11 protein-coding genes are annotated in these 12161 nt (G+C 72.1%); 5 read left to right on the forward strand and 6 right to left on the reverse strand.

The features are described 5' to 3' along the window. Positions 1–41: 41 nt before the first annotated feature. Together LCN96_RS03985 and LCN96_RS03990 are read right to left on the reverse strand one after the other, a co-directional pair. Positions 42–947 (reverse strand): M56 family metallopeptidase, encoded by a 906-nt coding sequence (locus LCN96_RS03985; RefSeq protein ID WP_225271233.1) that lies wholly within the window; start codon positions 945–947, stop codon positions 42–44. After that, complete coding sequence (locus tag LCN96_RS03990; protein ID WP_080043346.1) at positions 944–1300, reverse strand: BlaI/MecI/CopY family transcriptional regulator; 357 nt, start codon at positions 1298–1300, stop codon at positions 944–946. The genes LCN96_RS03985 and LCN96_RS03990 overlap by 4 nt, the downstream gene beginning before the upstream one ends. A gap of 2072 nt (positions 1301–3372) precedes the next feature. Between LCN96_RS03990 and LCN96_RS04000 the strand changes: the two genes are divergently transcribed. Both LCN96_RS04000 and LCN96_RS04005 read left to right on the forward strand, forming a co-directional pair. Further along, a complete protein-coding gene (locus LCN96_RS04000) occupies positions 3373–3729 on the forward strand; it encodes a collagen-like protein (RefSeq protein ID WP_225276301.1) in 357 nt (118 codons plus the stop codon). A 34-nt stretch (positions 3730–3763) separates the two neighbouring features. After that, a complete protein-coding gene (locus tag LCN96_RS04005) occupies positions 3764–4267 on the forward strand; it encodes an O-acetyl-ADP-ribose deacetylase (protein ID WP_225275918.1) in 504 nt (167 codons plus the stop codon). Positions 4268–4377: 110 nt separating this feature from the next. On the opposite strand, the gene LCN96_RS04010 is transcribed toward LCN96_RS04005, so the two are convergent. The 3 genes from LCN96_RS04010 to LCN96_RS04020 form a co-directional block, all read right to left on the reverse strand. Further along, positions 4378–7122 (reverse strand): AbfB domain-containing protein, encoded by a 2745-nt coding sequence (locus tag LCN96_RS04010; RefSeq protein WP_225271234.1) that lies wholly within the window; start codon positions 7120–7122, stop codon positions 4378–4380. Positions 7123–7238: 116 nt separating this feature from the next. Continuing rightward, positions 7239–8036, reverse strand: a complete 798-nt coding sequence (locus LCN96_RS04015) for a class I SAM-dependent methyltransferase (protein ID WP_225271235.1) — start codon at positions 8034–8036, stop codon at positions 7239–7241. Beyond that, on the reverse strand, positions 8029–8772 hold the full coding sequence (locus tag LCN96_RS04020; RefSeq protein ID WP_225271236.1) for an SDR family NAD(P)-dependent oxidoreductase: 744 nt from the start codon (positions 8770–8772) through the stop codon (positions 8029–8031). Before LCN96_RS04020 ends, LCN96_RS04015 begins: the two co-directional genes overlap by 8 nt. A 129-nt stretch (positions 8773–8901) precedes the next feature. Here LCN96_RS04020 and mshA point away from each other — a divergent pair, with 129 nt between their 5' ends. The 3 genes from mshA (at position 8902) to LCN96_RS04035 (ending at position 11487) form a co-directional block, all read left to right on the forward strand. Then, on the forward strand, positions 8902–10176 hold the full coding sequence (gene mshA / locus LCN96_RS04025; RefSeq protein WP_225271237.1) for a D-inositol-3-phosphate glycosyltransferase: 1275 nt from the start codon (positions 8902–8904) through the stop codon (positions 10174–10176). Between the two features lie 17 nt (positions 10177–10193). Continuing rightward, on the forward strand, positions 10194–10673 hold the full coding sequence (locus tag LCN96_RS04030) for a type III secretion system chaperone family protein (protein WP_225271238.1): 480 nt from the start codon (positions 10194–10196) through the stop codon (positions 10671–10673). Between the two features lie 70 nt (positions 10674–10743). Further along, positions 10744–11487 carry a phosphoglyceromutase gene (locus LCN96_RS04035; protein WP_225271239.1) on the forward strand — a complete coding sequence of 248 codons (744 nt, stop codon included), beginning with the start codon at positions 10744–10746 and terminating at the stop codon, positions 11485–11487. A gap of 51 nt (positions 11488–11538) precedes the next feature. Here LCN96_RS04035 and LCN96_RS56420 read toward each other — a convergent pair whose 3' ends face one another. After that, positions 11539–12108, reverse strand: a complete 570-nt coding sequence (locus LCN96_RS56420; RefSeq protein ID WP_263657436.1) for a helix-turn-helix domain-containing protein — start codon at positions 12106–12108, stop codon at positions 11539–11541. Positions 12109–12161 lie beyond the last annotated feature (53 nt).

The following is a 12161-nucleotide window of genomic DNA, read 5'->3' on the forward strand; positions in this document are numbered from 1 at the left end:
GTGCTTGCAATTGCAAACGGAACGGTTAACAGCTGCAAGCATCAGAGCTGGATAACCCACAGGAAGGGTGCGGCGGTGACCAAGGTCACAGAAAGTGCGACGAACCCGTAGCGCACCGAAGCGGCCAGCTCGGGAGCCGGCTTGATCAGGCGGTCGACCCTGGCCATGACGTTGTGGACGTGCACCCCCAGCATGCCGTGCGGCGTCGGCATGGCACCCGCCGTGCCGAACCTGAGCAGCGCCGTCGCCAGCCGCCGCGGCGAGCAGTAGCGGCGGGCCCGGTCGTCGGCCGCCATCTCGACCAGCAGCTCGACCTGCGCCTGGGCGTCGGCCACCACCTTCGACCAGGGCAGCGCCCTGCGCAGCGCGGCGAACGGCAGCAGCACCAGGTCGTGGCGCTCGCGGACGTGCGCGGCCTCGTGCGCCAGCACGGCGGCCAGCTCGTCCTCCGACAGCAGCTTGAGCGCGCCCTCGCTGACCACGACCTGCGAGCGCAGCCCCGGCACGCAGTAGGCGGCGGCGCTGGGGTGGGCCAGCACCCGCACGCCGGGCACGCCCGGGTCGTCGTGGGAGATCAGCGCCAGCAGCATGCGGTGCCTGCGCCGGGCCCGCAACGCCTGCACGCCCGCGGTGAGCAGCACCGCGACCAGCACGGCCAGCGCGGTGAGCCCCGCGATCAGGGCCAGCACGTGCAGCGCGTCCCACGCCTGCGGCGGCGTCCGGCCCTGCGCGAACGCGAACAGGCCGGGCAGGACCCCCACGTCGTACGGCTGCACGGCGAAGGCGAGCATCGCGCCCGTGGTGGCCAGGCCCCAGCACACGCCGAGGGACTGCCAGAGAATGATGGCCAGCCGGGGAGCGCGCGAGGTCCACCGGGCCGTGGTGAAACGCCAGGAGCCAACCGCGCACGCCGTGGCGAGCGCTGCCAGCGCCGCTGCCGTGATCACTCTTCCTCCAGCTCCGTAAGGGCTCTGCGCAGAATCTCCGCCTCCGTGCCCGACACGGCCTGGGCGAAGCGGGTCAGGGCGGCCGAGCGGTCGCCCGTCAGGTCCAACGCCTCCAGCATAAGCTCAGCGATGTAGGCGTCGCGGCTTTCCGCCGGTTGATAGCGCCAGGCGCGCCCGTCGCGGGTGCGCTCCAGGAAGCCCTTGCGGGTGAGGCGGTCGAGAACGGTCATGACCGTGGTGGGGGCCAGGTCGCGGTCGGCGATCAACCTGCCGACCTCGCGGGCGGTGAGCGCGTTGCTCTCCGCCCAGAGGATGTCCATGATGCTTCGTTCGAGCTCGCCAAGACCCTTCACGTCCTTCAGGGTAGCTCTACAGAGCGTCGAGCTGGCAAACGGGTCCAGGGGATCGCATGGTGTCACCGGGAGGTTGCTGTCCGATTTAGTGAGAATTATCGGGCTTAAGATTTTTTGCGGGATTTTGGGGGGCGGGTAAAGGGGTGCTGCGGTGGCGCTGTATAAAGGCGGCGTTTTCGGGCGTTTCTTGAGTGCTTCTTGAGGCTGGGTCTAGACCGTCGCGGTTGTCCCTCTATGCCGCTGTTGTGAGCATGTTCATCATGGGGATCAACGCGCTGACGCGGGCTCTTGTGCTGTCGGCGGGAATTACCGGAATTCATATAGCTATACCTGTTGTCGCCGTTGATGCGGCGTTGAGACCGGTTGGCTCGGTGTCTTCGGGGCGGACGTCCAGGGGTTACCTTGATGCGCCGTCTCGTCGTGATCCGGGGCGTGCTGTGCCGAAGGGCGGGTTGAGCGGGACCGTCCGCTTGTTGACGCCGCATGATGATCCGGCGCGCTCGTCCGGTACGGCTGCGTCCGGTACGGCGGCTGCGTCCGGTACGGCGGCGGCCACGGTCGGGCAGCCCGCGGAGGGCGGTGCAGCGGCACATCCGCATCCGCATCCGCCGCATCCCGGCAAGCCGGGGCCGAGAGGTGCGCGCGGGCCGGCAGGCCCTCCGGGCAAGGTGGGTCCGCCTGGGAAAACAGGCCCGCCGGGAAAGACCGGTGCGCCCGGGAAGGCCGGGCCGCCTGGAAAGGTCGGCCCGCCCGGCAAGATGGGCCCGCCTGGGAAGGTCGGTCCGCCCGGCAAGGTGGGCCCGCCCGGCAAGGTGGGCCCGCCCGGCAAGGTGGGCCCGCCCGGCAAGATGGGCCCGCCCGGCAAGGTGGGCCCGCCCGGACGGCCGGGTGCGCCCGGCAGAACGGGTCCCCCCGGGCCGAGGGGAGTCACCGGCCCTGCCGGTCAGGCGGGGCCGCCGGGACGGCCTGGCACCCATGGACGTGACGGCGACCGCGGCCCTCAAGGCGCGCCCGGCGCGAAAGGGGACACAGGCGCGCAGGGAGACCCCGGCGTGAAGGGCGATCCGGGGCCGCCCGGCACGCCCGGAGCCAGAGGCGAGCAGGGGCCGGCGGGCCGCAGGGGCGATCCCGGTCCGGTCGGCGCCACGGGGCCGAAAGGCGACCCCGGCCCGCAGGGAGCCACGGGCCTGAAGGGAGACACGGGCGCGACCGGCGCGACCGGCCCGAAGGGCGATCCTGGCGCGAAGGGTGATCCTGGCCCGCGTGGAGCGACGGGCCTGAAGGGGGACACGGGCGCGACCGGCCCCAAGGGCGACCCCGGTGCCAAGGGCGATCCCGGCCCGCCTGGAGCGACCGGCCTGAAGGGCGATCCTGGTGCGACCGGTCCGGCCGGCCCCAAAGGTGATCCTGGCCCGCCCGGTGCGACGGGCCTGAAGGGCGATCCGGGTCCGATCGGTGCCACAGGCCCCAAAGGTGATCCCGGTCCTCCCGGGCTGAAGGGCGACCCGGGCGCGATAGGTGCCGCGGGGCCGAAAGGCGACCCCGGCCCGCCCGGAGCCACAGGTCCGCAGGGACCTCCCGGTCGTGACGGCGCGCAAGGTCTCCAGGGCGTGCCAGGAGCCCAGGGCCCTCCCGGTCCCCAGGGCATCCCCGGCCGTAACGGCTCTGTCGGCGAGAGGGGCCCGACAGGTCCCAGAGGCGTCGCGGGCCCGGCCGGGCCGGTCGGTGTCAGAGGGGCGGTGGGCCCGACGGGCAGGACCGGCGCGACAGGTGCCAGAGGCGTCGCGGGCCCGGCCGGGCCGGTCGGTGTCAGAGGGGCGGTGGGCCCCACGGGCAGGACCGGCCCGGCGGGCCGGCAGGGCGCCACGGGACCGGCCGGACCCATCGGAAGAACAGGTCCCGTAGGCGCCAGGGGCGAGGCGGGGCCGATCGGGCGAACCGGGCCCGCGGGCCCGACAGGGAAGACGGGTGCGACGGGTCCCAGAGGCGTAGCAGGGCCGCATGGCCCCAGGGGAGAGACAGGAGCGGCAGGCCCCATCGGCAAGCAAGGGCCGGCAGGGCCGAAGGGCCCGATGGGTCCGGTGGGGAAGACCGGCCCCATCGGACCCCAAGGAAAGATCGGGCCTCAGGGCCCGAAGGGGGACAAGGGGCCGGTCGGTCCGCAGGGGCCGCTGCCGACACTGAAGACCACGGCCAAGCGGGGCAAGGCGGTGTACGTGCATCCGCACCAGTCCGTCCGGGTGACCGGCGGGGCGTGTCCGGCAGGCAGCGTCCCGATCAGCGGAGGCTACGACTGGCACGGAACGCACGTGCACGCCTCGATCGTCGAGAGCCTCGCCACCGCCAACACCTGGCAGATGATGTTCACCAACCACGGCGCCAAGGGGGACGACGTCTCGGTCATCACCCAATGCCTGACCGGGAAGTGAGGAGCGGCCGCCCATGGCTGGCATGCTGGGTGAGGTGAAGCTGACGCTGGTCCAGGGCGACATCACCGAGCAGCGGGTCGATGCCGTCGTCAACGCCGCCAACTCCTCCCTCATGGGCGGCGGCGGCGTCGACGGCGCCATCCACCGCCGGGGCGGCCCCGAGATCCTGGAGGAGTGCAGGAGGCTGCGCGCGGGCCACTACGGCAAGGGCCTGCCGACCGGTCAGGCCGTGGCCACGACCGCCGGGCGGCTGCCCGCCCGCTGGGTCATCCACACGGTCGGCCCCGTGCACTCCGCCTCGCAGGACCGGTCGGACCTGCTGGCCTCCTGCTACCGCGAGTCGCTGCGTGTGGCCGACACGCTGGGCGCCGCGTCGGTGGCCTTTCCCGCGATCTCCACCGGCATCTACGGCTGGCCCGTGGACGACGCCGCCCGGATCGCCGTGGAGGCGGTCCAGGCGGCGGACACCCGGGTGGACGAGGTGCGGTTCGTCCTGTTCGACGCCCCGGCGTACGCCGCCTTCGAGGCGCGCCTCTAGTCACGACGCCACGACGCCACGACGCCCACGACGCCACGACGCCACGACGGCGGCGACGGCGGCGACGTCACGACGGCCACGATGCCATGTCGACCACGACGGCTACGCGGTCACGGCGCCCAGGGCGGTGCGACGGCCCACGTCACGTCCTGGTCGTAGCTCGCCTGCGCATCAAAGGCATGCCCCCCACCCGCCACCGCGATGTACACCGCCTCCGCGAAGTGCCTGACGTGATGCCCCGCGATGTTGTACGAGGCCAGCGCCACCCCGCTCCCCCCTGCCCCGGCCGGCTGGGCGCAGAACGTGGCGTCCTGGTCGAACAGCGCCGTGCCGTCACGCACGTCGTTGCGTACCCGGAAATCGGCGTGCCGCAGATAACGGCCCGGGAAGTTGCGCGACTCGAAGGAGTAGCAACTCCCCTCCGCCAGCCCCCGCCGCACGTAGAACGTGGCGTCCTGCTTGAGCAGCGGCGTGCTGGCGGCGCTCACCACGTCGGTGCGCGCCAGCGCGTCCTGGTGCCGCAGGTACCGGTCGGTGTAGCCGGGGGTGGTCACCCGCAGCGACTGGGCCGCCCCCACGGTCAGGCTGGCGCCGCTGCGCCACCACGGCGTGACGGGCAGCCAGGTGACGTCGGCGGCGAAGGAGGCGGGGGTGTCCCAGGGGTTGGGGCCGCCGCTGCGGGCGATGTGCACGGCCTCGTTGTAGTGGCGCAGGTAGGAGCCGGGCTGGTTCAGCGACTCCAGCGACACACCGGTCCCCGCCTGGGGCGCGCGGGCGCAGAACGTGGCGTCCTGGTCGAACAGGGCCGTGCCGTCACGCGCGTCCTTGCGTACCCGGGAGCCGGAGTGCCGCAGGTAGTGGCCGGGGAAGTTGCGTGACTCGAAGGAGAAGCAGGTGGCGTTCGCCAGGCCGGGCCGCGCCCAGAACGTGGCGTCCTGCTTCAGGCCGTCCGCGTCTGCGGCGGTGATCACGTCCGTGCGGGCCAGGCCGTCCTGGTGGCGCAGGAAGCGGTCGGTGTGGCCGGCGGTGGTGACGCGCAGCGAGAGGAGGCCGCCCGCCGTCAGGCCGGTCGCGGATTGCAGGACCGAGCGGTTGACGGTGCGTACGCGCTCGGCGTTGACCTTGAGCACCCGGCGGTCGTACGTCCACAGGCCGTTGACCTCGTTCTCGACGTCCGTGGGCTGGGTGTAGATCGACGCGGACAGGCCGTTGTCCCTGATGAGGGGCTTGAGCTGGTCGTTGATCGAGACGTAGCGGTCGGTCAGCGCGGTCGCGTTCGTGGTCATCTCGTACGCGAAGCCGGTGCCGGGCCACTGGTGGCCGGGGCTGAGCAGACCGAGGCCGCCGAACTCGCCGAGCACGGCCACCCTGGTGGCGCTGGGCCGCTGCGGCGTGCCGGGGCCGACGTAGATGTGGTCGTCCACCACGTCGCCGTTGCCGCCGTCGAAGCCGCAGCAGTTGGAGCCGGAGTTGTTGTTGACCAGGCGGCTGGGATCCCAGCTCTTGACCAGGTCGGCGATGCGGGCGGGGTCGTACTCGCCCCAGCCCTCGTTGAACGGCACCCACTGCACGATCGAGGTGATCCCGCGCAGGTGGTCCACCATGCGGCGCAGCTCGCTCTCGAAGTTCGCCCGGTCGGCGGCCGACGGGCTGACGCCGGTGCGCATCGACGGCATGTCCTGCCAGACCATCAGCCCGAGCCGGTCGGCCCAGTAGTACCAGCGGGCGGGCTCGACCTTGACGTGCTTGCGCACGGTGTTGAAGCCGAGTGCCTTCTGCTGCTCCAGGTCGAAGCGCAGGGCCGCGTCGGTGGGGGCGGTGGAGATGCCGTCGGGCCAGTAGCCCTGGTCGAGGGTGCCGAGCTGGTAGACGAACCGGCCGTTCAGCGTCGGGCGCAGCACGCCGCCGGCCATGGCCTTGCCGACCGACCGCATGCCGAAGTAGCCCGTCACGACGTCGCCGCCGCCGGTGCCGGTCAGCGTGACGCGCAGGTCGTACAGGAAGGGGTCGTCAGGGGTCCACAGGCGGGCGTTCGGCACCGGCACCCGCAGGTGCGCGCCGATCACGCCGGTGGCCGTGCCGACCACGGTGCCGCCCGTCATGACCTCGGCCCGTACCTGCTGCCCGGAGGCGCCGGCCGCCTGCACGACCAGGTCGAGCCGGCCGGTGGCGAGGTCGGGGGTGGTGTCGAGGCGGGTGATGCTCGCGGCGTTGACCGGCTCCAGCCACACGGTCTGCCAGATGCCGGAGTGCGCGGTGTAGAAGATGCCGCCGGGTGAGCGGCGCTGCTTGCCGATGGGGGCTCCGGTGGCGTCCACGGGGGCGTACACGCCGACGATCAGCTCGTTGGCGCCGGCGCGCAGCGCGGAGGTGATGTCGAGGCTGAACGGGTCGTAACCGCCGGTGTGGGTGCCGACCGGGGTGCCGTTCACCCAGACCCTGGTCTCCCAGCTCACGGCGCCGAAGTTGAGCCGGACGCGCCGTCCCGACCAGCCGGCGGGCACGGTGAACGTCCTGCGGTACCACATGCGGTCCTCATGCCGCTGGATCCGCGAGAGACCGGATTCGATCGGGTAGGGGACGAGCACCTGCTCGGCGAGGTTCTGGCCGGTCGGAGGCGTGGTGATGGAGCCGGTCGCGGCGAACTGCCACAGGCCGTTGAGGTTCTGCCATTCGGAGCGGACGAGCTGGGGCCGCGGATACTCCGGCAGGGCGTTGTCCGGGGTGACCTCGGCGGTCCACGGGGTGGTGAGCGGGGGCGCGGCCAGCGCCTCCTGCACGGGTAAGGCGACGACTGCTCCTGAGAGGACCAGCACCGCGGTGAGGCGGCGGGCCCAGCCTGAGAATCTGCTCATCTCGGCTCCTTGACGAGGACCGTGCCTGACTTCCCCCGACAGGTTGCGACCGAACTTGAACGACTTGGATCGCACTGTGACCATATAACGCAGATCGACTGTGCGAAATAGACCATTTACTGGGGATCGACGGCAGTCCACGGCAGAGTCAGCTCGCCGAGCCGCCACCGGGCCGGACCGCCCAGCGGCGGACGGGCCGCGACCGGCCAGGACCTGGAGAGCACGTCGATCGCGGCCAGCCAGCGCTGCCGCCGCCCGTGGGCACCGTACGGGGCGCTGACCGCCCAGGCCCGGTCGAAGTCGCTCAGAAAAGCATGGATCCGCTCACCCGGAACGTTCCGGTGGATGAGCGTCTTCGGCAGCCGGTCAGCAAGATCGGACGGCCGCTCGAACGCGTCGAAGCGGGCCGCGAACGTGATCGTGCGCGGGCCGCCGGGGGAGAGCCCCACCCAGACCGCCCGCCGGCCGTTCTCCGAGCAGGTGCCCTCGACCAGGACGCCGTGCGGGGCCAGCTTGCCGGTCAGCACGCCCCAGTACCGCCACGCCTCGTCCTCGCCGTACTGCCGCAGCACGTTGAACGCGCGCACCAGCGTCGGCGGACGCGGGACGGGCAGCTCGAAGCCGCCCAGCCGGAAGCTCAGCCCCTCCCGCTCGTACGGCTTGGCCAGCGCCACCCTGGCCGGGTCGATCTCGACGCCCACCACCTCCACGCCCGGCGCCACCCGGCGCAACCGGGTGAACAGCTCCAGCGTCGTGGTGTGCGAGGCGCCGTACCCGAGGTCCACCACCAGCGGTCGGCCGCCGGCCGCGCCGCGCAGCAGCGGGCCGTGCACCGCCGCGATCCAGCGGTCGCAGCGCCGCAGCCGGTTGTGGCCGGTCGTGCCCCGGGTGATCGTCCCGACCGGTCTAGCCACTGACGCGGTGCACCTTGTGCTGTGCGGCCTGGGCGCGGGGGCGGATGACCAGGCGGTCGATGTTCACGTGCGCGGGGCGGGTCACGGCCCAGGCGATCGCGTCGGCGATGTCGTCGCCGGTGAGCGGGCCCGGCACGCCCTCGTACACGCGGGCCGCGGCCTCCTGGTCACCCCTGAACCGGGTGACCGCGAACCCCTCGGTCTGCACCATCCCGGGTGCGATCTCGACGATCCGCACCGGCTGCCCCACCAGCTCCAGGCGCAGGGTCTCGGCCATGGTCCGCTGGGCGTGCTTGGCCGCGACGTAACCGCCGCCGCCCTCGTACGCGCCGTGCCCGGCCGTGGAGGTGAGCATCACCAGCACGCCGTCGCCCGACTCGACGAGTTTGGGGATCAGCGCCTGGGTCATGCGTAGGGAACCGAGCACATTGACGTCGTACATCCGCTGCCAGTCGTCCAACCGGGCCTCGGCCACCTGCTCCAGGCCGAACGCGCCACCGGCGTTGTTGACCAGCACGTCACAGCGCTCCAGGCCGGCCGCCAGCGCGTCCACCGACTCCTGAGAGGTCACATCCAACGTCACCGGCCTGATCGAGGGCACCTCGGCGGCCAGCTTGTCGAGCCGGTCGCGCCGCCGCGCGCCCGCGACCACGTCGTATCCCTCGGCGGCGAGGCGCCGCGCGGTCGCCTCTCCGATCCCGCTGCTCGCACCGGTCACCACAGCCGTCTTCCGCATGCTCCTCATCCTAGGAGGTCACCTCTGGACGCCTAGTTGTGACCATCTGTCGGGAATGTCGAAAAATTCGGGAGAGTTGTACACCGTCTGGAGGTGGTGTCGAGTGAGGCACTTCGGAGGTGAAGTCGGGTGAGGCGACGACGGGTCAGCCGGGTCGCGACCATCAGCATGCACACATCGCCGCTGGACCAGCCCGGGACGGGCGACGCCGGTGGCATGAACGTGTACATCGTCGAGTCCGCCAGACGACTGGCCCAGCTCGGGGTGGAGGTGGAGATCTTCACCAGGGCCACCGCCCGCGACCTGCCACCCGTGGCCGAGCTCGCCCCCGGCGTCCTCGTCCGGCACCTCACCGCCGGGCCGTACGAGGAGATGGACCGCGCCGACCTGCCCGCCCAGCTCTGCGCGTTCCTGTCCGAGGTGCTGCGCACGGAGGCCATGTACGACCCGGGCCGCTACGACGTCATCCACTCCCACTACTGGCTGTCCGGCCAGGTCGGCTGGCTGGCCAAGGAACGCTGGGGCGTGCCCCTCGTGCACACCATGCACACCATGGCCAAGGTCAAGAACCTCCTGCTCGCCCAGGGCGACAAGCCGGAGCCTCAGGCGCGCGTGGTCGGCGAGCAGCAGGTCGTCGAGATCGCCGACCGCCTCGTCGCCAACACCACCGACGAGGCCCGCGAGCTGATCGACCTCTACGGCGCTCCCCAGCAGCGCGTCGCCGTCGTCAACCCCGGCGTGAACCTCACCCGCTTCCAGCCCGCCTCCCAGGGCGCCGCCCGCCACCGGCTCGGGCTACCCCAGGACGCCCACGTCCTGCTGTTCGTCGGCCGCATCCAGCCGCTCAAGGCCCCCGACGTGCTGCTCCGCGCCGCCTCCAGGATGCTCATCGACGACCCCTCGCTGCGCTCGCGCCTCGTCGTCGCCTGCGTGGGCGGCCCCTCCGGCAACGGCCTGGCGCGCCCCTCCCTGCTCACGGATCTGGCCGCCGAGCTGGGCATCTCGGACGTCGTCCGCCTCGTACCTCCGGCGCCGCAGGAGGAGCTGGCCGACTGGTACCGGGCCGCGGACGTCACCGTCGTCCCCTCCTACAGCGAGTCGTTCGGCCTCGTGGCCCTGGAGTCCCAGGCCTGCGGCACCCCGGTCGCCGCCGCCGCGGTCGGCGGCCTGCGCACCGCCGTCCGCGACGGGATCTCCGGCCTGCTCGTGGACGGCCACGACCCGGCCGCCTGGGCGCAGGCGCTGCGCCGCTTCGTCGCCGCCCCCCGCTGGCGCGACCAGCTCTCCCAGGGCGCCCGCGCCCACGCGGCCGCCTTCGGCTGGCAGGCCACCGCCTCCCGGCTCATGGAGGTGTACGCCGGCGCCCTCGCCCACATGCACCAGATGCCCGTGGCCGTCTCCTGACTTTTATTCTGGACGGCATGCGCGATGTCGTCGAAGCCGCGCTCAAGGCCGCGGACGTCTCCTACGACGAGCCGCGGCCGGGAGCGTTCCTGGCCAAACTGCCCGGACAGCACAAGCTCGCCACCATGACGTGGCTGATCGTGGGGGAGCGGGTGCTGCACATCGAGGCCTTCTTCTGCCGCCAGCCCGACGAGAACCACACCGAGTTCTACCGGTGGCTGCTGGGCAAGAACGGCTCCATGTACGGGGTGCACTTCTCCCTCGACCCCGTGGGCGACGTCTACCTGGTCGGGCGGACGCCGCTGGCCGCGGTGACGGAGGAGGAGGTGGACCGGCTGCTGGGGTGCGTGCTGACGTACTCGGACGAGTGGTTCGACCGGGCCCTGGAGCTGGGCTTCGCTTCCTCGATCCGGCGGGAGTGGGCCTGGCGGGCCAAGCGCGGCGAGTCCCTCGCCAACCTCCAGGCCTTCGCCCGCTTCGCCGACCCGGACCGGTGAGACCGGCGCTCTCCTGACAGTGCGCGGCCCTCAACCCTGCCGCACTTCCGCAAACCATAGGATTGGCCCCATGGCGACTTTGGTGCTGCTAAGGCACGGCGAGAGTGACTGGAACGCGAAGGGCCTGTTCACCGGCTGGGTGGACGTGAGCCTCTCGGCCAAGGGCGAGGACGAAGCCCGCCGCGGCGGCAAGCTCCTCCAGGAAGCCGGGCTGCGCCCGGACGTCGTCCACACCAGCCTCCTGACCAGGGCCATCCAGACGGCCCAGCTGGCGCTGGGAGAGGCCGACCTGCTCTGGCTCCCGGTGAAGCGCAGCTGGCGGCTCAACGAGCGCCACTACGGCGCGCTCCAGGGCAAGAACAAGGCGCAGACGCGGGAGGAGTTCGGCGAGGAGCAGTTCATGCTGTGGCGCCGCTCGTACGACGTCCCGCCGCCCCCCATCGCCGACGACGACGAGTACTCCCAGGCCGGCGACGCCCGCTACGCCCTCCTCCCGCCGGAGCTCATGCCCCGCACGGAGTGCCTCAAGGACGTGGTGGACCGCATGCTCCCGTACTGGTACGACGAGATCGTCCCCGACCTGGCCGCCGGCCGCACCGTCCTCGTCGCCGCCCACGGCAACTCCCTGCGCGCCCTGGTCAAGCACCTGGACGGCATCGGCGAAGAGGAGATCGCCGGCCTCAACATCCCGACGGGCATCCCCCTCCTGTACGACCTCGACGCCGACTACCGCCCGACGGTCCGCGGCGGCAAGTACCTGGACCCGGAGGCCGCCAAGGCCGCCATCGAAGCCGTCGCCAACCAGGGCCGCTGACCGCTTCCCGCCCATGCCGGGGTGGGGCCACCGCCCCCACCCCGCCAGGTCTCAGAGCTGCTCCATCACGATCACCCCGCTCGTGGCGGCTTCGAGCGCGGTGAAGACGTGCGGCGCGTCGCCCGGATACGACAGATAGTCGCCGGGCCCCAGCTCGACCGGCTCGTCCACCGGCCCCGCCAGCGCCCGCCCGGCCCCGATCACGAGATGCTCGACGGTGCCCGCCAGGTGCGGCTCCGAGCGCCGCGACTCGCCCGGCTCCGCCTCGATCCTGTAGAGATCGCGCCGAGCCCCCGGCGGACTGGCGGCGAGCAGCGTCGCGGTGTAGCTGGCCTGCCCGGACCGCGCCGCCGGCCCCTCCCCGGCACGCACCAGCCGCACCGCCGGACGCGGCGGATCGACCAGCCGGCTGAACGGCACGCCGAGCGCGACCCCGAGCGCCCAGAGCGTCTCCAGGCTCGGATTCCCGGTGCCCGCTTCGAGCTGGGACAGCGTGGACTTGGCCAGCCCCGACCGCCTGGCGAGCTCCGTCAGCGACATCCGCGCCCGCTCACGCTCACGCCTGATGTTCGCGGCCACCTGCTCGAAGGGAGGTCTCTCATCCGCCACCGTTCGTTTCACACTCCCACCCGTTCGATTTGACGAACCCCAAAGCCCGTACCACTATAACGGCC

Source organism: Nonomuraea gerenzanensis (genome assembly GCF_020215645.1).
In the GTDB taxonomy this organism is placed as follows: Bacteria; Actinomycetota; Actinomycetes; order Streptosporangiales; family Streptosporangiaceae; genus Nonomuraea; species Nonomuraea gerenzanensis.

Bases quoted from the DNA above. Each gene is read 5' to 3' on its own strand.
- LCN96_RS04000 (WP_225276301.1), top strand. From the start codon at position 3,373: ATGGGTCCGGTGGGGAAGACCGGCCCCATCGGACCCCAAGGAAAGATC.
- LCN96_RS04010 (WP_225271234.1), bottom strand. From the start codon at position 7,122: ATGAGCAGATTCTCAGGCTGGGCCCGCCGCCTCACCGCGGTGCTGGTC.
- LCN96_RS04020 (WP_225271236.1), bottom strand. From the start codon at position 8,772: ATGCGGAAGACGGCTGTGGTGACCGGTGCGAGCAGCGGGATCGGAGAG.
- LCN96_RS04030 (WP_225271238.1), top strand. From the start codon at position 10,194: ATGCGCGATGTCGTCGAAGCCGCGCTCAAGGCCGCGGACGTCTCCTAC.
- LCN96_RS04035 (WP_225271239.1), top strand. From the start codon at position 10,744: ATGGCGACTTTGGTGCTGCTAAGGCACGGCGAGAGTGACTGGAACGCG.